The organism is Serratia sp. CY33802, from assembly GCF_052169095.1.
In the GTDB taxonomy this organism is placed as follows: domain Bacteria; phylum Pseudomonadota; class Gammaproteobacteria; order Enterobacterales; family Enterobacteriaceae; genus Serratia; species Serratia bockelmannii.
This window is the reverse complement of sequence record NZ_JBJNLL010000002.1, coordinates 221,427-242,491: the sequence shown is the minus strand read 5'-3', so window position 1 is coordinate 242,491 and position 21,065 is coordinate 221,427. Positions and strand designations below refer to the sequence as shown.

The following is a 21,065-nucleotide window of genomic DNA, read 5'->3' as shown; positions in this document are numbered from 1 at the left end:
TTGTTCGCGTACTCGCAATCAGTCGTTAAAGTACCAATAGCCGCTGTTGACCAGCGCGGTCAGCAGCGCCAGGAACGATGGGTCGTCCACCGCGTCGCCGAGCAGGGCGGCATCGACGCTGAAGTTTTGGCACAGGGCGTCTGCGGCCTGCAGCTGGTCGGTGTCGATCAGTTCGCCGTTCACGAAGCAGCGATCGCCGACGCGCAGCACGCGCAACCCGCCCAGGCGCTGCAGCGCTTCACCCTGTTGCAGCAGTTCGTAGATTTCCCCGGCCTGATACGGCGGCTCCGGCGGCGCCAGATCCAGCTCGTGGCGCGACTGGGAGATGAACTCGCCGAACCAGTGCTGGAAGTGTTCCGGCTGTTGCACCAGATCCAGCATCATCTGCCGTAAGGCGTCCACTTCCTGCGGCAGGATCTCCGCCGGGTGTTCGCGCAGTTTAACGTCCGGATCGCCGTAGCGTTTGCTGCCCAGCTCGCGCGCCAGCACGTAATCGGCGAAGCCGCTCACCAGCTCGCGGCCGTTCGGCGCGCGGAAGCCCACCGAGTAATTGAGCGCGTTTTCCAGCGCGTAGCCTTCATGCGGGAAGCCCGGCGGAATATAGAGAATGTCGCCCGGCTCCATCTCTTCGTCGATGATGGCGTCGAACGGTTCGACCTGCAGCAGATCCGGGTGCGGGCAGTGCTGTTTCAGCGGCGTTTTTTCCCCGACGCGCCAGCGGCGGCGGCCAGTGCCCTGAATGATGAACACGTCGTACTGATCGAGGTGCGGGCCGACGCCGCCACCCGGCACCGAGAAGGAGATCATCAGGTCATCCATCCGCCAGTCCGGCAACTGGCGGAACGGGCGCATCAGCGCGGCGGAAGGCTCATGCCAGTGGTCCACCGCCTGCACCAGCAGCGACCAGTTGTTTTCGCTCAGGTGATCGAAGCTCTCGAAGGGGCCGTGCGCAACCTGCCAACGGCCGTCCTGGTGGCTGACCAGGCGGCTGTCCACTTCGTTTTCCATCGCCAGCCCGGCCAGCTCATCCGGGGAGATCGGATCGATAAAGTTTTTGAAGCCGCGCTTCAGAATCACCGGACGCTTTTGCCAATAGCGTTGCAAAAAATCGTTCCAGTCCAGATCTAATTGATAATCCATGTTCTATTCCAGGATAGAGGAGTGAGCCTGAGTGCGATTATAACGGAAGTTTGGCCCCGTGGATCGGGGCCGCAGCGGCATAATTTACTCGTTGTGGTGGGTGTCGTGCTGGCGGGCGAAGGTGACCTGCATGCGCGCGCCGCCGAGCGGACTGTCGCTGATGACGATTTCGCCGTCGTATTGCTCGATGATCTCCGCCGCCACCGACAGGCCAAGGCCCTGGCCGGGGCGCAGGGTATCCACCCGCTGGCCGCGCTGGAAGATCAGCTGGCGCTTGCTTTCCGGGATGCCCGGGCCGTCGTCGTCGATGACGATGGTGAGATTTTTCTCTGAGTGCAGCGAGGTGATTTCCACGAACTCCAGGCAGTATTTGCAGGCGTTTTCCAACACGTTGCCCATCACTTCCATAAAGTCGTTCTTCTCGCCCATAAAGGTCACTTCCGGCGAGATATCCAGCGTGATCACCACCCCTTTGCGCTGGTAAACCTTGTTCAGCGCCACCACCAGGCTGTCGAGCAGCGCCGGCACCGAGTGGATCTCGCGCGTCAGCACCGTCTGGCCGGAGTTGATGCTGGCCCGGTGCAGGTAGTAACCGATTTGCTGAGAGATGCGCCCGATCTGATCCAGCATGATCGGCTCGGCTTCTTCGATGGTGGTCTGCTTGCCGCTGCGCAGCGAGCGCAGGGTGCTTTGCAGCACCGCCAGCGGCGTTTTCAGGCTGTGGGTCAGATCCGACAGGGTGGTGCGATATTTGGTGTAGCGCTGGCGCTCGTTGCGCACCAGAATGTTCAGATTGCGCACCAGGCCGCGCAGTTCGCTGGGCGGGTTCTCATCCAGCTGATCGCGTTCGCCGTTCTCCAGTTCGCCCACCTGATTGACCAGCGCCTTGATCGGCCGTAGGCTCCAGTAGGCCGCCAGCCACAGCAGTGGCACCACCAGCAGCAGGTTGGCCAGCAGCACGTAGCTGAACCACTCCCACACCACGTCTGAGCGCTGCAGCTCCTGCGGAATGCTGTCGACCACCACGATGGTCAACGCCGGCAGCCGCGCCGTGGCGGCATAGGTGTTGACCGCCACCGAGTGCGTCAGCGCGTTCTGATCGGTATCGTCATAATTCTTCAGCTGATCCTGCGCTTTGGGGTTATCCCCCAGCACTTCGCTACTGATGCGGGTATCGGTGTCAATTTCGTAGAAGCCGGACTCTTCCAGCCATTCCTTGTTGATCAGCTTCTCCAGCTCCGGCACTTTGCGCTGGCTCCAGAGCAGGTTGCCCTTATCGTCGTAGATAAAGACCAGCGTCGGGAAGTTGAGATCGATATCGGGGGGGATGGCGATGGTGAGCTTGTTGTCTTTCCACTGAGCCAGGCTGAAGAACAGGTTGCTCTCGCCGCGCAGCAGGCGGAAGGCGGTCTTGTCGAAGCTGACGATGTAGCCGACGACCGCCACCAAACCGTAAGAGAGCGACAGCGCCAGGATCACCCCGGCGGTCGCCATCAGGAAGCGGGCGCGCAGCGAAAACGGTTTTTTATTCTTGTTGAACATCATGTTCACTTCGCGTCAAAACGATAACCCTGGCCACGTACCGTGGTGATCACTTCATGCGGGTATTCCGCCTGCACCTTTTTACGCAAACGTCCCATCAGCACGTCGATGGTATGGCTTTCGCGCAGCTCGGCGTCCGGGTAGAGCTGCAGCATCAACGAATCCTTGCTCACCACCTTGCCGGCGTTGCGGATCAGGGTCTCGATGATGGTGTATTCAAAAGCGGTCAGCTTGATCTGCCGATCGTTGACGCTCAGTTCGCGGCGCGACAGATCGATCTGGAACGGGGGCAGCACGATCACCTGCGAAGCCAGGCCGCTGTTGCGGCGCATCAGCGCCTGCATGCGGGCGATCACTTCTTCCAGGTGGAACGGCTTGGTGACATAGTCGTCGGCGCCGGCTTCCAGCACCGCCACTTTGTCCTGCCAGCTTTCGCGGGCGGTCAGCACCAGGATCGGCAGTTTGGTCTGGTGCGCGCGCCAACGGCGGATCAGGCTCAGGCCGTCTTCGCCCGGCAGGCCGAGATCGACGATGGCAATATCCGGCGCGTGTTCCTGCAGGAAATAATCGGCTTCCTTGGCGTCTTCGGCCGCGTCGACCTGATGGCCCATCTCGCGCATCTGAACGGAAAGGTGGTGGCGCAGCAAACCATTATCTTCAACAACCAGTACTCGCATGGCGAACTCCTGTGACTGTGCGGGTGAACGTCCTGTCACCCACGCGATAAAAGGGAACACGCTCTGCGGCGTGTCAGGGGATAACGCGGCCACCTGAACCATTTTGACAAAAAGTGCTGAGGCTATGGTAGGTATAACCCGCCCGGCTCGCAAGAGAACCGAAGCAATGTATTAAAATAAGCGTTATCAATTTGTTCGCCGACATTATCGACAAGTTCTGATAAACGTCGGATAAACAGCGACGGGGCAACGTTAAACGCAACTTAAACGCGCCAGGCATTGTCGCGAAAGCAAAATGTGAACCGGGGCGCTTGATAAGCTTTAAAGGTACTAATAAGGTATTATCGAGGTATCGGCATATTTTCTCAGGAGCGACGGATGAAGCAGTTAACCCAGGCAGAACGCATAGCGGGCGCACTTTACGGACAGATGCTGGGCGACGCGCTCGGCATGCCTTCCGAGCTGTGGCCGCGCGAGCGGGTTAAGCGCCATTTCGGTTGGATAGACGGTTTCCTTGATGGGCCGGCGGAGAACTCGGCCGCCTGCTACTTCAAGGCCGGGCAATATACCGACGATACCGCGATGGCGTTAGCGCTGGCCGATGCGCTGCGGGAAGCGAAAGGCGAGGTGGTGCCAGAGTTGATCGCTCGCAACGTGATCCGCTGGGTGGACAGTTTTGATGCCTTCAACAAGAACATTCTCGGCCCCAGTTCCAAACTGGCGCTGAGCGAGCAGAAAGCGGGAACGCCAATCGCCGAGTTGGAAAACAACGGCATCACCAACGGTGCGGCGATGCGCATTTCGCCTTTAGGCTGCGTGCTGCCTTCCGCGCCGCTGGAGGATTTCTGTCAGCAGGTGTGGCTGGCCTCCAGCCCGACGCACAAATCTGACATTGCCGTCGCCGGTGCCGTGGCGATCGCCTGGGCCGTCGCGCGGGCGGTGGAAGGGGCGGACTGGGCCTCGATTCGCCTGGCGCTGCCGGGCGTGGCGGAGTATGCCCAGCGCCGGCAGGAGACGACGTTCAGCCCCTCGTTGGCGGCGCGCATCGAGCTGGCGTTTCAGGTGGTGGATGAAGCGGCCGATCCCGAGCAGGCCTCCGAGCGGGTGTATCAACTGATCGGCGCCGGGGTCAGCACCATCGAGTCGGTGCCGGCGGCGCTGGCCATGGTGCAGCTGGCGCAAACCGACCCTACCCGTTGCGCCGTGCTGTGCGCCAACCTGGGGGGCGATACCGACACCATCGGCGCGATGGCCACCGCTGTCTGCGGTGCGTTGAACGGCGCCGAGGCGATGGATCCTGCGCTGCTGGCTGAGCTGCAGCGGGTAAATCCGCTGGATGTCGAGGCGTATGCCCAGGCGTTCGTGCGCTTTCGCCGCCGTCGGCAGGGCGAGGCATAACGGATCAGCTTTCGCTGGTAAACTCGTACATGTCGCTGCGGCAGAAGCTTTCGCTGTATTCGATCGGCTTCTTGCTGTGGTCGAACAGCGTTTGACGCACGATCAGCAGCGGCATCGGTTCTGATAGCTGCAGCGCCCGGCGGATGTCGTCGTCGGCCATCGCCGCGCTGACCTGGCTGCGCAGCGATCCCATCTCCACGTTATTGCGGCGGAAGTAGTCATAGAGCGAGATGCCAATCTCGTCGACGTTGGCAATCGCCGCCGCCACCACGTAGGACACCGCCACCGACATCGGTCGCCGATCGATCAAGTGAATGCGTTTGAGTGTGTAGATCGGCGTTCCGGCCGCCAGCTGCAGCTTTTCAGCCAGTTCAGCGCTGGCGGGTACCCGCTCGCGGCTGATCCATTGCGTATCTGGCCGGCGCCCCTGCTGTAACACCTCGCTCGAGAATCCTTTGACGTCTGCCAAAGAATAGAACAGCTTCGGTTCGGGCCGTTGCAGTTGGATAAAGGTGCCGTAACCGCGTGAACGGCCGATGAGGCCGTCCTGCTCGAGGCAGGCCAACGCTTTGCGTACCGTGATGCGCGAGATGCCGAGCCGTTCGGTGAACAGGCGCTCGCTGGGCAAAAAATCCCCCGCATTCAGCAATCCTTGATCGATAGCCTGGCGCACCGAGGCGTTGAAGCGCAAATACAGCGGCATCGCGCCCGCGCTGGCCAGATCCTGCTGCAGTTTGTCCAGCAGACGCTGGTTGGTCTCCTTGCTCATAGCCGACGGAAATCCTGTAGCCGCATTGCGATGGCTTATTTAAGGGGATTTCGCCGGGCAGCGCAACTGCCGCCGCCAAGAGGGGAAATGGGGTAGAGTAGTGTGCAATCGCCTTAAGCTCGGAGAAACAGACTGCCCATGAGTGATCACCCACCCTACGCGGATGACGCGGCAATCCTGGCCGCCTTCGCGCAGCAGCGGCAACAAGGCCTGACCCGGCGCTCGGCGCTGCATCAGGCTCTGTTGCAACTGATTGCCGCCGGAGAACTGCCCTGGCGGGCGAAGCTGCCGCCGAGCCGTGCGTTGGCGGCCCGGCTGACGGTGGCGCGCGACACGGTGGAACAGACCTACGCGCGGCTGGAGGCTGAGGGGTTCATCAGCCGAACGGTGGGGCGCGGCAGCTTTGTGCGTTATCGTAGTGACACGCTGCTCGGCCGTGAACTGCTGACGACGGCGACGGGGCAAGAGGCGCGGCTGGCGGAGCGCGAGCTGAGCGATCGCGGCCGGGCGCTGCTGGCGGTCAGCCATACGCCGCACACCTGCCGCCAGGCTTCGCTGACGCCTTCGCTGGCGGACCTGCGGGCGTTCCCCATCGAGCAATGGCTGCGGCAGGAAAAGCAGGCGCTGCGGCGGCACGGCGAGCGATTATTGGGGTATGCCGATCCGCAAGGGCTGCCGGAGCTGCGCGCGGAGATCGCGCACTATCTGCAGCGGGAGCGGGGCGTCAAGGCGACGGCGGAACAGGTGATCGTGGTCACCAGCTCTCAGCAGGCGTTGGCGCTGTGTACGCAGGTGCTGTTCGATCCCGGCGATGCGGTATTCGTCGAAGAGCCGGGTTACCAGGGGGCAAAAAAACTGGTGCAGTCGGCGGGGCTGCAGGCGCGGCCGATCGGCATCGATGAACAAGGGCTGGACGTCGGGCAGTTGATGCAGGCTTCGGGCGGCGGGCGGGGCGTTTACATCACGCCGTCCCATCATTACCCGCTGGGGTATTCGCTGAGCCTCGAGCGGCGGCTGGCGCTGTTGCAGTGGGCGCAGCGCTGCCGGGCCTGGATCATCGAAGACGACTACGACGCCGAGTTCAACTACGACCGGCAAACCAAGGCGGCGCTGCAGGGACTGGACAGCGGCGGGCGTACGCTGTACATCGGCACCTTCAGCAAGACGCTGTTTCCGGGGCTGCGCATCGGTTTCATGATCGCGCCGCCTCAGTTGGTGCGGCCCTTGGTCGCCGCCAGGCAGTTTCAGGACGGCTACACGTCGGCGCTGGCGCAGATGACGCTGTTCCACTTCCTGCACGAGGGCGGCTACGCTGAGCATCTGCGCAATATGCGCACGCTGTACAAAGCGCGGCTGGACGTGCTGTACGACGCGGTGCATCGTCACCTTGCTGCCTGGACGCGTCCGGCGCTGCCGCAGGGCGGGCTGCAGCTGGTTTGCCCGTTGGCGGATGCGGCGACGGAGCGGCGGCTGGTGGTGGCGGCCGCCGAAAGGGGGATACGGCTGTACGGCCTGGCGGACTTCTACACCGGCACACCGCAGCGCGGGGCGTTGGTGCTCGGCTTCTCGGCCTATACGCCGGATGAGATCGTGCGCTTTATCGCCACGCTGGCGCAGGTGTTCAACGCGCTGCCGGTGGAAAGCGATGGCTAAAATTGGTCTGCTCGGCGTTTTGAATTGGTCCGTATTGTACCGCCGCCATGCGGTGTATTCTGCCGCTATCCGATTATTTCCCTAATGGAAATAATATCTTACACCGTGAGGCGCTATGAACCCATCAAACCCTGAAGTGACTATCCGCAGAATCAATGGCGACGACAAAGCGCAATGGCTGGCGCTCTGGCAGGGCTATCTCGACTTTTACCGCGCCGATGTCGCGCCGCAGGTGACCGATCGCACCTACGAACGCCTGGGGCAGGATGAACAGGTGTACGGGCTGGTGGCGGAGGATGCCAACGGCCAGCTACTGGGGCTGATGAACCTGGTGTTCCACCCGTCCACCTGGAGCGCAGTCGGCTATTGTTATATCGAAGATCTCTATGTGTCGCCGCAGGCGCGCGGCCATAAGGTGTCGGAAAAGCTGTTCGAACAGGCGTACCGATTGGCAGAGACGCGCGGCAGCGATCGGGTCTACTGGATGACCCAGGAGTACAACGCGCCGGCGCGCTCGCTGTACGACAAAATCGGCAGAAGAAGCTCGTTTATCGTTTATACCCGTTAACCGCAGGAGGCGTGTATGGCAATGAATCGTTATGGTCAGCCGATTGGCGAACCGATGCCGGATTGGCAGCCGGCTCGCCGTCCGGGCGGCGCGACGCTCGGCGGGCGTTTCTGCTCGCTGGCGCCGCTCGAGCCGCAGCGGGATTACGCCGCGCTGTTCGAGGCGTTTCAACTGGCGCCGGACGGCCGCGACTGGACCTATCTGTCTATCGAGCGGCCCGATACGCCGGCGGCGATGCTGCAGCATCTGGAAACGCTGCAGGCCAACCCGACGCTGGTTAATCTGACGGTGTTCGACGCCGCCAGCGACGCGCCGGTGGGCACGGTGGCGCTGATGCGCATCGACGAGGCCAATGGCGTGCTGGAGATCGGCCACGTCAGCTGGTCGCCGTTGATGAAACAGCGCTCCAGCGCCACCGAGGCTATCGCGCTGCTGCTGCGCTATGCCTTCGACACGCTGGGCTACCGCCGCTGCGAGTGGAAGTGCGACAGCCATAACGCGCCCTCCCGCCAGGCTGCGCTGCGCTTTGGCTTTCGCTACGAGGGTAACTTCCGCTATGCGGTGATCGTCAAGGGGCGCAGCCGGGATACCGACTGGTTCGCCATCACCGCCGACCGGTGGCCGACGGTACGACAGGCGCTGGCGCGCTGGCTGAGCGCGGACAACTTCGATGCGCAGGGGCGGCAGATAGCTCGGCTGCAGGTGTTGCGCGGCGAATAATAAGCAAAAAGGCGGCCCGCGGGCCGCCTTTTTATCGGGCTAAAGCGCTTACTTCAGCTCGTCGACCAGGGTGGTGGCGCGGCCGATGTAGTTGGCAGGGGTCATCGCCTTCAGACGGGTTTTCTCTTCTTCCGGCAGCGCCAGGCCATCGATGAACGCCTGCATGCCGGCAGCGTCCACGCGCTTGCCGCGGGTCAGCTCTTTCAACTTCTCGTAAGGCTTCTCGATGCCGTAGCGGCGCATCACGGTCTGGATCGGCTCGGCCAGCACTTCCCAGTTGTGATCCAGTTCGTCCAGCAGGTGTGCCTGATTCACTTCCAGCTTGCTGATGCCTTTCAGGGTGGCCTGGTAGGCGATCAGCGCATAGCCCAGGCCCACGCCCAGGTTACGCAGCACGGTGGAATCGGTCAGGTCGCGCTGCCAACGGGAGACCGGCAGTTTGCCCGCCAGGTGGCCCAGCACGGCGTTGGCCAGGCCCAGGTTGCCTTCGGAGTTTTCGAAGTCGATCGGGTTGACCTTGTGCGGCATGGTGGAAGAACCGATTTCGCCGGCGATGGTCTTCTGCTTGAAGTGGTTCAGGGCGATGTAGCCCCAGATGTCGCGGTCGAAGTCGATCAGAATGGTGTTGAAACGCGCTACGCAGTCGAACAGCTCGGCGATGTAGTCATGCGGCTCGATCTGGGTGGTGTACGGGTTCCAGGTGATGCCGAGCGAGGTCACGAACGCTTCGCTGAACTGATGCCAGTCCACTTCCGGGTAAGCGACGATGTGGGCGTTGTAGTTGCCGACCGCGCCGTTGATTTTACCCATGATCTCCACGCGCTCCAGCTGGCGGTATTGGCGCTCCATGCGGTAAGCCACGTTGGCGAACTCTTTGCCGACGGTCGACGGGGTCGCTGGCTGGCCATGGGTGCGCGACAGCAGCGGGATATCGCGGTATTCCAGCGCCAGCCCTTTCAGCGCATCGATGATTTTACGCCAGTAAGGCAGCACCACGTCCTGACGGGCGCTTTGCAGCATCAGCGCGTGCGACAGGTTGTTGATGTCTTCGGAGGTGCAGGCGAAGTGGATGAACTCGGACACCGCGTGCAGCGCAGGCACCGCCGCCACTTTTTCCTTCAGGAAATACTCGACCGCTTTCACGTCGTGGTTGGTGGTGCGCTCGATGGTTTTGATACGCTGAGCGTCTTCTTCGTTGAATTCAGCGACGATTTTGTCGAGGAAAGCGTTTGCGTCGGCGTCAAAAGCGGGAACTTCCTTGATTTCTGCGCAGGCGGCCAGTTTTTGCAGCCAACGTACTTCAACCTGTACGCGGAATTTCAGCAGACCGTATTCGCTGAAAATGGGGCGCAGTGCGCTGACTTTATCACCGTAGCGTCCATCAACGGGGGAAACGGCGGTCAGTGAGGATAATTCCATCGGTAGCAACTCCTGGGATCGATTAACAATGAGCAACGATATTTTGCGCCTGCTTGAACAGACGATTACGGGAAAACATTAACTGCAGGCGGCTGCCGCCAACCTGTTGCCACAGCACGGCGGCGCGAATGCCGGCCAGCAGCGTGGCGCGAACCTTGGCCTGCACCTGCGGGTTCTGCAAGATAGCCGGCGAGCCGGTTACCTGGATACGCGGCCCGAGCGGGCTGACCACGTCGACGTAAATGCCGGCCAGCGCGCTGATGATGGTGTCTGACTCAAGATCGAAGTGCGCCAGCTGGCGTTCGAGTTGGCCGAGGCGTTCACCGAGCGTGTTCATCGCCTGTTTGTTGGCGTTGAGCTTGCGCTCCAGCACCATCAGGCTGATGGTGTAGCGGGTCAGTTCCGCGCCCGGCCCTTTGTTGTTGGCGTTAAGCACGCCCATCAGGGTTTCGAGGCCGACCATCAAATTGCGCTCCTCGCCGCCGAACACCGCCAGCGTGGAGGGCGGGTCCATCTGCAGCAGGCTTTTCAGCGAGGTCTGAAAGGCTTCGCGATTGCATTGCCCTTCGTGGGCCAGCTGCTGAACCAAACGCGCCGCCTGGCTGATGCCCGCCATGGCTAGCGTGATGTCAAAATAATTCTTCGCCACGAATACTCCTGTAAACGCTGTGAACGGTACATGGCTTACTGCATAAGGTTGTGTGTATCGCCAGGGTAACGGCGGCGGCCGCGAACGGGAACGATCGGGCGTGGCTGTAACAACGATGACAACGAATGCCGCGGATCATGCCACAAAATCGAGGGTAAACCCAGCGTCTAATACGCCTGCGGCAAGGCGGATGCGCCGTGCGGCGCAGAACTGCGCAAATAGGCGGCGAAAATCGCCGGCGCGGCGGTGCGAACTTATTGTTGCGGCGACAAATAAAGTGCGGTGGCTGCATCTATACTGCCAACGTGACCCCTTAAATAAAGACCTCTATATGCACGTAAAAAACAAGCAGCCGCTGCCGGCGGTAACGCTGGCGGCCATCGGCGTGGTGTACGGCGATATCGGTACCAGCCCGCTGTATACCTTGCGCGAATGCCTGACGGCGGAGGAGGGCATCACCCTGACGCCGGCCTCGATTTACGGCTTTTTGTCGCTGATTTTCTGGCTGCTGACGCTGGTGGTGTCAATTAAGTACATTTGTTTTGTGATGCGTGCCGACAACGACGGCGAGGGAGGCATTCTGACACTGATGTCGCTGGCGATCCGCAAGCTGGATGCACGCTGGGTACCGGCGGCGGTGCTGATCGGGCTGGTGGGCGGCAGCTTCTTTTACGGCGACGGGGTGATCACTCCGGCCATTTCGGTGCTCTCGGCCATCGAGGGGCTGCAGATTATCGCCCCCGAGCTGGACAGCTTTATCGTGCCGCTGTCGCTGCTGGTGCTGACCGCGTTGTTCGCGATCCAAAAACGCGGCACCGGCAGCGTCGGCAAATTGTTCGCCCCGGCGATGGTTATCTGGTTCCTGACGCTGGCGCTGCTGGGCATCGGCGGTATTCTGCATCACCCCGGCGTGCTGCGGGCACTGAACCCTTACTGGGCGGTGAATTTCTTCCTCGAATACAAGGCGGTGTCATTCTTTGCGTTGGGCATGGTGGTGCTGTCGGTCACCGGTGCCGAAGCGCTGTACGCCGATATGGGCCACTTCGGTAAAAAGCCGATCCGTTTGGCGTGGTTTACGCTGGTGGCACCGGCGCTGGTGTTGAATTATTTCGGCCAGGGGGCGCTGCTGTTAGCCAATCCGGCGGCGATCAACAACCCGTTCTTCCTGCTGGCGCCGACCTGGGCGCTGATCCCGCTGCTGGTGATCGCCACGCTGGCGACGGTGATCGCCTCGCAGGCGGTGATCTCCGGCGTGTTCTCGCTGACGCGCCAGGCGGTGCGGCTGGGCTACCTGCCGCCGATGCGTATCATCTATACCTCCGATCAGGAATCCGGGCAGATTTACATTCCGGTGGTGAACTGGCTGCTGTTCGCAGCGGTGCTGATCGTGATTATCAGTTTCAAACACTCCAGCAACCTGGCGTCGGCTTACGGCATCGTGGTGACCGGCACCATGCTGCTGTCGTCGATTTTGCTGAGCATTGTGGCGGTGAAAAACTGGGGCTGGCCGCGCGCGTTGGGCGGGCTGATGCTGCTGGTCATGCTGTGTATCGACGTACCGCTGTTCGGCGCCAACCTGATCAAGCTGGCGACCGGCGGTTGGCTGCCGGTGGCGCTTGGGCTGACGATTCTGCTGATCATGCTGACCTGGAAGACCGAGCGTTCGCGCCTGATCCGCCGGTTGCGCGACAATCAGGAAGGGCTGAGCGCGCTGATCGAGTCGCTGGAGAAAGCGCCGCCGAAGCGGGTGCCGGGCACCGCGGTGTTTATGGAGCGCACACCGCATGCGGTGCCGCTGGTATTGTTGCACAACTTGAAGCACAACAAGGTGTTGCATGAGCGTGTGGTGCTGCTGACCATCGTCACCACCGACATGCCGTACGTGCACAACGTGCAGCGGGTGGCGATTGAACAGCTGTCGGCGAGCTTTTGGCGGGTGGTGGCAAGCTACGGCTGGCGCGAGACGCCCAACGTGACGGACATCCTTTATCGCTGCGGGCTGGAGGGGATGAGCTTCACCATGAACGAGACCTCGTTCTTCATGTCGCGCGATACGCTGGTATTGGGCAAGCGCCCCTGGTATCTGCGCGTGCGTGGCAAGGTATTTCAGCTGTTGCAGCGCAACGCGCTGAGGGCGCCGGATCTGTTCGAAATCCCGCCGAATCGGGTGATTGAACTGGGGGCACAGGTGGAATTTTGAATAAAAAAAAACGCTGCGGTAAACGCAGCGTTTTTCTTGCGACAGACGAATTATGCCAGGCGCTGTTCGATAATGCCGCCGCCGAGGCAGATTTCGCCCTGATAGAACACCGCCGACTGGCCGGGGGTGACGGCGGAGACCGGCTCGTCGAAACGCACTTCGATGCGCTCGCCGTCGAGTGGGGTCACGGTGCAAGGGATGTCCTGCTGGCGATAGCGGGTCTTCACCGTACAGCGGAACGGGCCGGTCAGCGGCAGACGATCAACCCAGTGCAGCTGCTGCGCGATAAGGCCGACGGACATCAGACGCGGGTGATCGTGCCCCTGCGCGACCACCAGCACGTTGTTGGCCACGTCTTTATCCACCACGTACCACGGATCTTCGCTGCTGTCTTTCATACCGCCGATGCCCAGCCCTTTGCGCTGGCCCAGGGTGTGATACATCAGGCCCTGGTGTTCGCCGACGGTCTGGCCGTCGACGCTGACGATCGGGCCCGGCTGCGCCGGCAGGTAGCGGCCGAGGAAGTCGCGGAATTTACGTTCGCCGATAAAGCAGATACCGGTGGAGTCTTTCTTCTTGGCGGTGACCAGCTCCAGTTGCTCGGCGATGCGGCGCACCTCCGGCTTCTCCAACTCCCCGACCGGGAACAGGCTTTGCGCCACCTGCTCGTGGCTCAGGGTATAGAGGAAGTAGCTCTGATCTTTGTTGCCGTCGACGCCGCGCAGCAGGCGGCTCTTGCCGTCCACGTCCTGGCGACGCACGTAGTGGCCGGTGGCGATAAAATCGGCCCCCAGATCTTCGGCGGCAAACTCCAGGAAGGCTTTGAATTTGATCTCTTTATTGCACAGGATGTCCGGGTTCGGCGTGCGGCCGGCCTTGTACTCTTCCAGGAACAGCTCAAACACGTTGTCCCAGTATTCCGCCGCAAAGTTCACCGTATGCAGTTCGATGCCCAGCTTGTCGCAGACCGCTTGCGCGTCGGCCAGATCGGTCGCGGCGGAGCAGTACTCTTCGTCGTCGTCTTCTTCCCAGTTTTTCATGAACAGCCCAGCGACCTGATAGCCCTGTTGCTGTAACAGATAGGCGGTAACGGAGGAGTCGACGCCGCCGGACATACCGACGATTACTTTTTTCTGGCTGTTGTCTGACATGGGGATCTCACGAACTTGAACACGAACCGTGCTGATAAAAACAAGCGCAGGATTTTACCACGTTGTCCGCGCCGGCGCACTGGTCATCTTGTGCTGCTCGGCGCCCTTAAAACGGCCAGGCGAAGCTGCCGACCAGCGACAGCGGATAGCGCTCCGGCTGCTGGTAGCTGCGAATGCTCTCCGCCACCAGCGCGGAACGCAGGTTGGGCGCCTGCAAAATCTCGTCGGCGCTCAGCCACAGGCAGCGATCGATGTCGCTGTCGTGCGGCTCGGTCGGCAGCGGCTGTTCCAGCTCGATAACGAAGCAAAAACGCAGAAACGGCGTGCGATCCGGCGCTATCCACTGGTGCAGGCGCAGGAACGCCTGCGGCGTGGCGCGGATACCGGTCTCTTCCCACAGCTCGCGCTCGGCGGCCTGCACCAGCGTCTCGTCGGCCTCCAGGTGGCCGGCCGGCTGGTTCCATAGCGCTTTGCCGTTGATGGTCTCTTCGACCACCAAAAATTTGCCGGCGGCGTGTACCACGCAGGCCACGGTGACGTGCGGTTTGAACATGCGGTCTCCTTACAGCGGTTTGTCGATGCGCTGGTAGATGTCGTCCAGCTCGGCGATGCGGGTGCGATAACTTTGCAGCAGGCAGGCGGTATCGCCGCCGCACCGCTGGCGTTTTGCCAGCCAGGCCTGCTGGCTGTCCTGCATCGCGCCACGCGCGCCCATGGCGAACAGGCCGCGCAGGAATTGGTACTTGGTGGCCATTTGCACATCCAAATCGTTCAGCGTGCGGTTGGCGCAGATGGCTTGCTCATCGCGGTTTGCTGCCTTGGCGCAGTCGAAGCTGGCGGCCTGGGCCGCGAACGGGGCCGCCAGAGCGGCGAGCAGCAGCGCGATCGGCGTATAGTTCATGGCGCCTCCATCAGTTATCGGTCTACAGGGAATCGATGCTTTTCCATTCACCAGGCTGCAGTGAACCCAGCGAAAGATTACCCATACTGTAGCGAATCAGGCGCAGGGTAGGGAACCCGATATGCGCCGTCATGCGACGCACCTGGCGGTTTCGCCCTTCGAACAGGGTGATTTTCAGCCAACTGGTGGGGATGGATTTACGCTCGCGGATCGGCGGGTTGCGCGGCCATAGCCACTGAGGCTCGGCCACCAACTCAACACCGGCGGGTAGCGTCGGGCCGTCTTTCAGCGTGACGCCGCTGCGCAATGGCGCCAGATCGCTCTCCTGCGGCGCGCCCTCGACCTGCACATAATAGATTTTGCCGGTGCGCTTGCCCGGCTGGGTGAGCTGCGCCTGCAGCTGTCCGTCGTTGGTCAGCACCAGCAGCCCTTCGCTATCGCGATCCAGACGCCCGGCGGCGTAAACGTCGGGGAAGGGGATGTACTCTTTCAGCGTGGCGCGGCCGGCTTCATCGGTGAACTGCGGCAGCACGTCGAAGGGCTTGTTGAATAACACAATTCGACGCGGCCCCTTCGGCGCGGCGGGTTTGGCGGTATTCGGCTTGCTGAATCGTTTAACGTTGTGATTTCTAACAGAGAATTTTTTCATAACAGTTGAGATTACGGATGATAAGCGCATTATAACCGAATCCGTTTCGGATTGGCGCGGACCGAATATTCAAGTAGTATCTACACGCATCTTACAAAGCATTAACAAAATTGCGCTTGAAGGAGAGGTTGATGGAAAGCAAAGTAGTTGTTCCGGCAGAAGGTAAAAAAATCACGGTTGACGCCCAGGGTAAACTGGTTGTTCCTCATAACCCGATCATCCCGTTCATCGAAGGCGACGGCATTGGCGTTGACGTGACTCCTGCCATGATCCACGTGGTTGATGCGGCCGTTAAAAAGGCTTACCACGGCGAACGTAAAATCTCCTGGATGGAAATCTACACCGGCGAAAAATCTACCCACGTTTACGGTAAAGACGTGTGGCTGCCGGACGAAACTCTGGACCTGATCCGCGACTACCGCGTCGCCATCAAAGGCCCCCTGACCACCCCGGTCGGCGGCGGCATCCGTTCTCTGAACGTGGCCCTGCGCCAGCAGCTGGACCTGTACGTGTGCCTGCGCCCGGTGCGTTACTACCAGGGCACTCCAAGCCCGGTGAAACAGCCTGAGCTGACCGACATGGTGATCTTCCGCGAAAACGCCGAAGACATCTACGCCGGCATCGAGTGGAAAGCCGGCTCCGCCGAAGCGGACAAAGTGATCAAATTCCTGCGCGACGAAATGGGCGTGAAGAAAATCCGCTTCCCAGAGCAGTGCGGTATCGGCGTGAAGCCATGCTCCGAAGAAGGGACCAAGCGTCTGGTGCGTGCGGCGATCGAATACGCCATCACCAACGACCGCGACTCCGTGACCCTGGTTCACAAAGGCAACATCATGAAGTTCACCGAAGGTGCCTTCAAGGATTGGGGCTATGAGCTGGCGCGCGAAGAGTTCGGCGGTGAGCTGATCGACGGCGGCCCATGGCTGAAGATCAAGAACCCGAACACCGGCAAAGAGATCGTGGTTAAAGACGTGATCGCCGACGCCTTCCTGCAGCAAATCCTGCTGCGCCCGGCGGAATACGACGTGATCGCCTGTATGAACCTGAACGGCGACTACATCTCCGACGCCCTGGCGGCCCAGGTAGGCGGCATCGGTATCGCACCGGGCGCCAACATCGGCTCCGACTGCGCGCTGTTCGAAGCGACTCACGGCACCGCGCCGAAGTACGCCGGCCAGGATAAAGTGAACCCAGGCTCCATCATCCTGTCCGCAGAGATGATGCTGCGCCACATGGGCTGGTTCGAAGCGGCTGACCTGATCGTTAAAGGCATGGAAGGCGCCATCGCCGCCAAGACCGTGACCTATGACTTCGAACGCCTGATGGAAGGCGCTAAGCTGCTGAAATGTTCAGAGTTTGGCGACGCTATCGTTAAACACATGTAAGGGTGTTTGGCGTTTGAATGAGAGCGGGAGCCTTAGGGCTCCCGTTTTTTATTGTTCAAATCGCAACGGTTATCAAAACTCGTTAGCATTGGTAATTTTGAGCATAGCTACATATGATTGAGCCCAGTCTAAATTATAGATAAGGAGCGTTTGCTGGGACCGGACAATAATCGGGTTACTATGAACGATGAGAAGGCTGGTTATGTCCTCACTGAATGTCCACAGCTTAGACTTGAGTAATTTAGTTGAGGACCTCACACAATGAAAGGATCATGTGACTCATTCGACTAAATACGTTCTGGACATGTTACAAGTGATTTTTCCAAAGCTTGTTCGAATTTTTGATGCATCATGTCTAACTCTGTGATCAGCTTTTCTAAATATATTTCTAAGCTATATACGATAAGTGGTTTTTGTAGGAAAAGCCTTACCCGTGATTACGGCAGAACTGCATGATGATGCAACATCCGCCAGATTGGGATCTCTCTCAAGTTTGGTGTAGCTACCAATAACCACGTCCAGCAAATAGGTTTTGAAAGAAATAGATAATTTCTCACTCGGAATGACATACTCCAGCATAGTTCCAAGCACCTTGTTTCTTTAGAAATATAGTGCCACTCAAATCCATCGGCTATGTACGCCGCCTTAGGAATCTCTGAATCATCGATCAGCGAACATTGTTCGGCCCAATCTGTGGCGATACTGATTAAGCAATATAGGAGATAGTGGAAAGGCGTTAGCCACTCCAGATGGGGCTCTTCATCGGGTGATTTTGACATCTGCTTCAGGATTTTTTTCCGAAAAGTGCCCGAAGAAGTGCAACCCTAGATGATCTTGTAGGCCCTGATTGATGCCCTCGTGGACCATTTTCAAAAGCGTTATGCCTGAATTAATCGGGCAACGTAAACTTCCTGTCTCGTAGTACGAGCCAGAGGTTCATTCAATCTCTCGGCTAGCAAAGTGCAAGCGGTGGGAAAGCAAAGCTGACCTGCAGTGGGTTAAGTCACAGCTATGCGTTATTTGCGGCATCCAGGCTGACGATACGCACCACATCATCGGTCATGGACAGGGATGGATGGGAACCAAGGCGCATGACCTTTTCACTATCCCATTATGCCGAGAAGAACACGATGCATTGCGCCGTGACCCGTCACGATGGGAGAGGAACACGGCAATCAGATCGAACTTTTGTTTAAATTTTTTGACTACAGCATTGGATTTGGAGTGATAAATTAGCTAAGGGATATTTTAATGTGGTAATATAGTTAGATTGATGTCTATTGAGTTTCCATGATGCGCGTTTTGGCAATTGTGTTTATAACTGTGGCAATAAATTTATGTATTGTATATTACTGGGCAAGTTATGATTTAAATTGGCCATTCAATGGATGGAGTAGGGAGGAGCTTGGTCAATTTGGAGATTCTTGGGGTGTTTTGACATCGATATTTTCTGTGTTTGCGTTCTGCGGCGTGGCTTACTCAATTATATTACAGAGACAGTCTTTAAGTCAGGTTACTCAAGATGCATGTGAAAATCGAGATTTCTTGAAACTGCAGAGGTTTGAAAGTGTTTTTTTTCAAATGCTAGGTTTATTGCAGGGAATTATTGAGGATATAGATATCTCGTTTAAAACGCCAAACAGAGAACCAAAAAAAGGACGTGATGCTTTCCATTATCTGTATGGTAAGTTGAAAGGGAATGATGGGTTTGGTCAAAGAGTTTACTCTCAACATAACCGACCAGACCTGCATGATTTCACCGAAATAAGGAAGGATGTGATTAGGCATTATGATGCCTTCTATAACGTAAGGCAGCAGAACTTGGCTCATTATTATAGAATGATTTATCATATTTATAAATTCATAGACGAGGCATCATTGGATGATAAGGTAAAGTGTGATTATGCTAATATTTTAAGGGCGCAGATTTCAAACTATGAGTTATTGATATTATTTTATAACTGCTTGGGGGAACATGGAAGGAATATGGAATGTTATGCAATCAAGTATAAGCTATTTGACAATATGCCTATTAAGGAATTAGCCGGTTCTGGTCACAAATATTTGATAGACTTTAAAGCATTTGGCAGCCAAAAGATTTACCATCCCGATTGAAAGAATATATTAATAATTACAAATATCTAAAATGTGTGTGGTAATGTAAGTATCCCAGCTTTAGTTCCATGCACTTTTTGAGAGTTCCGGGTTTTCAGCCATCAGCCGGTACTCTTCCGGCGTCAGGTTATTCAGGGATTCATGAGGCCGCTCGTTGTTATATTCCATCGACCAGTGCTCGGTAATTTCCCGTGCTTCATTCAGTGTTCTGAACAGGTAAAAATCCAGGATTTCTGTCCGGTATGTCCGGTTGAACCGTTCGATAAAAGCATTTTGTGTAGGCTTCCCGGCTTGATAAATTCGAGCTGCACGCCATGATCTTCGGCCCATTGTGCCAGCGCCAGCGAGACCAGTTCTGGCCCGTTATCCATCCGCATTTTTAGCGGGTAGCCGAGGTTTGCGACGATCCTGTCCAGCACCCGGATGACTCGCTGAGCCGGGATATTCAGGTCGATTTCTATCGCCAGTACTTCACAGTTAAAATCATCCACCACATTAAAGGTCCGGAAGCGTCTGCCGCAGACCAGCGCGTCGTGCATAAAATCGATGGACCAGCTCTGGTTTAACGCTTGCGGCGTCGCCAGTGGTGCTGGATTACGCACAGGCAGCTGCTGTTTTCCCTTGCGACGAAAATTCAGTTTCAGCAGGCAGTAAATCCGGTGAACACGTTTATGATTCCAGGTATTACCCCTGCCTGCGCAGCAGCTGGAACAGCTTCTTAAAGCCGTAGCGCGAATAGCGTTCTGCCAGTTCAGTCAGCGCATGGATCACCGGTTCATCACGCCGGGTATCGGGCTGATAAAAATATACCGTCCTGCTCAGCGATAACGTCCTGCAGGCTTGGCGTAAACTCATGGCAAATTGCGCCGTCAGATAGCTGACGAGTTCACGCTTTATCGCTGGTTTTAAAGCTTTTTTTCGATGACGTCTTTTAACGCTCGATTTTCCAGACTCAGGTCAGCAAACATCTGTTTGAGGCGTCGGTTCTCATCTTCAAGGTCTTTAATTTTTTTAATATCAGCCGCTTCCATCCCGCCATATTTCGCCTTCCAGTTGTAATAGCTGGCTATCAGAAATAGCGGCCTCACGACACACATCCTTGACGGTACGTCCGGCTTCGACGGACTTCAGAACGGCGATGATCTGGTGTTCAGTGAATCGGGCTTTACGCATGGCGATCTCCTCAGGGGACATAATCAGTATGTCGGAAGATCTCTAAAAATGCATGGAACTAAAGCTGGGATACTTACAATAGTTGTATAACTAATTTTCGAATATGGGGCGTTTTTTTAATTTTAATGCGTGAGTTGACAAATTCGGTATTGTTGTTTTTATATTAATTACCACGATCAGTTTTTATGCGGCGTGTAGATATTGACAATAACTCTACGTGGACGTTTAATGTGTGCATTGATTTTTAGTGGAGGTATGAATGAAAACGTTCTGGTTTGGTCTGTCGATAACTCTTGTTTATTTTATTATTCTTGGTGTCTCAGTTGTTGGGTTGAAGTTGGATGTAATGACGTCTTGGAATGAACTGGGTGATTTCTTAGCGGGAGCATTTTCACCTATAGCTTTCCTTTGGCTTGTCATTGGGTATTTGCAGCAGCAAAAAGAGTTGCAACAAAACACGAGAGCTTTGGAGTTACAAGCTGAAGAGTTAAAAAACTCGGTAGACCAATATCGTGAAATGGTCACCGTAGCAAGAGATCAGCTTTTAATGGATAGGGAAAATATAAACCAATCTAGAATGGATAAGGAAAATCAATATAAACCAAGAATAAAACCCCCACTAATACTACCTTATGTTACCTCGGGCGGAGTTAATTATAAATATCGAGGTGTATTGGAGTTGGCTGGTGAAGATGCTGAAAACTTGTCAATACAAACTGAACCGCACTTCAGTCCATACCATGGATTTAGTGCTCATTCAATGAAGAGCGGTTTAGTACAGTTGGGCGAATCTCAAATGCTTAATAGTGGTGAATTACCGAAAGAAATCGTCCTCACAATAAAATATGAGAGTAGGTTGGGAGTTTCCTACGTTGATAAATACACGTACTTATTAGCTGATTCGGGGTGTTACTCAATTGTAGATGATGAGCATATATAATTCCTGTGGGCCGAAA

General features: G+C 57.4%; 18 protein-coding genes and 2 pseudogenes. 9 read left to right on the top strand and 11 right to left on the bottom strand.

Features of this window, described 5'->3' with window-relative positions; genetic code table 11:
* Positions 1-18 precede the first annotated feature (18 nt).
* The 3 genes from ACJ8HA_RS07680 to phoP form a co-directional block, all read right to left on the bottom strand.
* Positions 19-1,140 (bottom strand): ribosomal protein uL16 3-hydroxylase, encoded by a 1,122-nt coding sequence (locus ACJ8HA_RS07680; RefSeq protein WP_033638200.1) that lies wholly within the window; start codon positions 1,138-1,140, stop codon positions 19-21.
* Between the two features lie 84 nt (positions 1,141-1,224).
* The gene (phoQ, locus tag ACJ8HA_RS07675; RefSeq protein WP_025160271.1) at positions 1,225-2,682 is read right to left on the bottom strand and encodes a two-component system sensor histidine kinase PhoQ; all 1,458 of its coding nucleotides are present in this window, start codon (positions 2,680-2,682) and stop codon (positions 1,225-1,227) included.
* Positions 2,683-2,687: 5 nt separating this feature from the next.
* On the bottom strand, positions 2,688-3,359 hold the full coding sequence (gene phoP / locus ACJ8HA_RS07670) for a two-component system response regulator PhoP (RefSeq protein WP_025302513.1): 672 nt from the start codon (positions 3,357-3,359) through the stop codon (positions 2,688-2,690).
* 378 nt (positions 3,360-3,737) lie between these two features.
* Between phoP and ACJ8HA_RS07665 the strand changes: the two genes are divergently transcribed.
* Positions 3,738-4,757 carry an ADP-ribosylglycohydrolase family protein gene (locus ACJ8HA_RS07665; protein ID WP_060447276.1) on the top strand — a complete coding sequence of 340 codons (1,020 nt, stop codon included), beginning with the start codon at positions 3,738-3,740 and terminating at the stop codon, positions 4,755-4,757.
* 4 nt (positions 4,758-4,761) lie between these two features.
* Here ACJ8HA_RS07665 and ACJ8HA_RS07660 read toward each other — a convergent pair whose 3' ends face one another.
* Complete coding sequence (locus tag ACJ8HA_RS07660; protein WP_089195792.1) at positions 4,762-5,526, bottom strand: GntR family transcriptional regulator; 765 nt, start codon at positions 5,524-5,526, stop codon at positions 4,762-4,764.
* A 138-nt stretch (positions 5,527-5,664) separates the two neighbouring features.
* Between ACJ8HA_RS07660 and pdxR the strand changes: the two genes are divergently transcribed.
* The 3 genes from pdxR to ACJ8HA_RS07645 all read left to right on the top strand — a co-directional run bounded on the left by pdxR (position 5,665) and on the right by ACJ8HA_RS07645 (position 8,467).
* Entirely contained in the window at positions 5,665-7,179 is a 1,515-nt protein-coding gene (gene pdxR, locus ACJ8HA_RS07655) for a MocR-like pyridoxine biosynthesis transcription factor PdxR (RefSeq protein WP_442515281.1), read from the top strand.
* Positions 7,180-7,294: 115 nt separating this feature from the next.
* Positions 7,295-7,747, top strand: coding sequence for a GNAT family N-acetyltransferase (locus ACJ8HA_RS07650; protein ID WP_049295429.1), 453 nt, complete (start codon positions 7,295-7,297; stop codon positions 7,745-7,747).
* A gap of 15 nt (positions 7,748-7,762) precedes the next feature.
* On the top strand, positions 7,763-8,467 hold the full coding sequence (locus ACJ8HA_RS07645; protein ID WP_025302521.1) for a GNAT family N-acetyltransferase: 705 nt from the start codon (positions 7,763-7,765) through the stop codon (positions 8,465-8,467).
* A 48-nt stretch (positions 8,468-8,515) separates the two neighbouring features.
* Here the strand turns inward: ACJ8HA_RS07645 and purB are convergent, their stop codons facing one another.
* Positions 8,516-9,886 (bottom strand): adenylosuccinate lyase, encoded by a 1,371-nt coding sequence (gene purB, locus ACJ8HA_RS07640; protein WP_033652066.1) that lies wholly within the window; start codon positions 9,884-9,886, stop codon positions 8,516-8,518.
* A gap of 22 nt (positions 9,887-9,908) precedes the next feature.
* On the bottom strand, positions 9,909-10,535 hold the full coding sequence (gene hflD, locus ACJ8HA_RS07635) for a high frequency lysogenization protein HflD (protein ID WP_197822270.1): 627 nt from the start codon (positions 10,533-10,535) through the stop codon (positions 9,909-9,911).
* Positions 10,536-10,866: 331 nt separating this feature from the next.
* On the opposite strand from hflD, the gene kup reads away from it, so the two are divergent.
* On the top strand, positions 10,867-12,735 hold the full coding sequence (gene kup, locus ACJ8HA_RS07630) for a low affinity potassium transporter Kup (RefSeq protein ID WP_016928067.1): 1,869 nt from the start codon (positions 10,867-10,869) through the stop codon (positions 12,733-12,735).
* 50 nt (positions 12,736-12,785) lie between these two features.
* Here the strand turns inward: kup and mnmA are convergent, their stop codons facing one another.
* The 4 genes from mnmA to rluE all read right to left on the bottom strand — a co-directional run bounded on the left by mnmA (position 12,786) and on the right by rluE (position 15,436).
* Entirely contained in the window at positions 12,786-13,886 is a 1,101-nt protein-coding gene (gene mnmA, locus ACJ8HA_RS07625; RefSeq protein WP_049204195.1) for a tRNA 2-thiouridine(34) synthase MnmA, read from the bottom strand.
* Between the two features lie 106 nt (positions 13,887-13,992).
* Positions 13,993-14,439, bottom strand: a complete 447-nt coding sequence (locus ACJ8HA_RS07620) for an NUDIX hydrolase (protein ID WP_025302526.1) — start codon at positions 14,437-14,439, stop codon at positions 13,993-13,995.
* 9 nt (positions 14,440-14,448) lie between these two features.
* Complete coding sequence (locus ACJ8HA_RS07615; RefSeq protein ID WP_169540701.1) at positions 14,449-14,787, bottom strand: lysozyme inhibitor LprI family protein; 339 nt, start codon at positions 14,785-14,787, stop codon at positions 14,449-14,451.
* Between the two features lie 22 nt (positions 14,788-14,809).
* Positions 14,810-15,436: a 23S rRNA pseudouridine(2457) synthase RluE gene (gene rluE / locus ACJ8HA_RS07610; RefSeq protein ID WP_060447273.1), complete on the bottom strand. Its 627-nt coding sequence runs from the start codon at positions 15,434-15,436 to the stop codon at positions 14,810-14,812.
* 131 nt (positions 15,437-15,567) lie between these two features.
* Here rluE and icd point away from each other — a divergent pair, with 131 nt between their 5' ends.
* The 3 genes and pseudogenes from icd (at position 15,568) to ACJ8HA_RS07595 (ending at position 18,936) form a co-directional block, all read left to right on the top strand.
* Positions 15,568-16,821, top strand: a complete 1,254-nt coding sequence (gene icd, locus ACJ8HA_RS07605; protein WP_015377612.1) for an NADP-dependent isocitrate dehydrogenase — start codon at positions 15,568-15,570, stop codon at positions 16,819-16,821.
* A gap of 958 nt (positions 16,822-17,779) precedes the next feature.
* A pseudogene (locus ACJ8HA_RS07600) lies at positions 17,780-18,057 on the top strand (DUF968 domain-containing protein); the annotation flags it as partial.
* Positions 18,058-18,111: 54 nt separating this feature from the next.
* Positions 18,112-18,936 (top strand): putative phage abortive infection protein, encoded by an 825-nt coding sequence (locus ACJ8HA_RS07595; RefSeq protein ID WP_308369510.1) that lies wholly within the window; start codon positions 18,112-18,114, stop codon positions 18,934-18,936.
* A 60-nt stretch (positions 18,937-18,996) separates the two neighbouring features.
* On the opposite strand, the pseudogene ACJ8HA_RS07590 reads toward ACJ8HA_RS07595, so the two are convergent.
* Positions 18,997-20,109 (bottom strand): annotated as a pseudogene (locus tag ACJ8HA_RS07590) (IS3 family transposase).
* A 259-nt stretch (positions 20,110-20,368) separates the two neighbouring features.
* Between ACJ8HA_RS07590 and ACJ8HA_RS07585 the strand changes: the two are divergent.
* Positions 20,369-21,049 (top strand): hypothetical protein, encoded by a 681-nt coding sequence (locus tag ACJ8HA_RS07585; RefSeq protein ID WP_308369509.1) that lies wholly within the window; start codon positions 20,369-20,371, stop codon positions 21,047-21,049.
* The last annotated feature ends 16 nt before the right edge of the window (positions 21,050-21,065 follow it).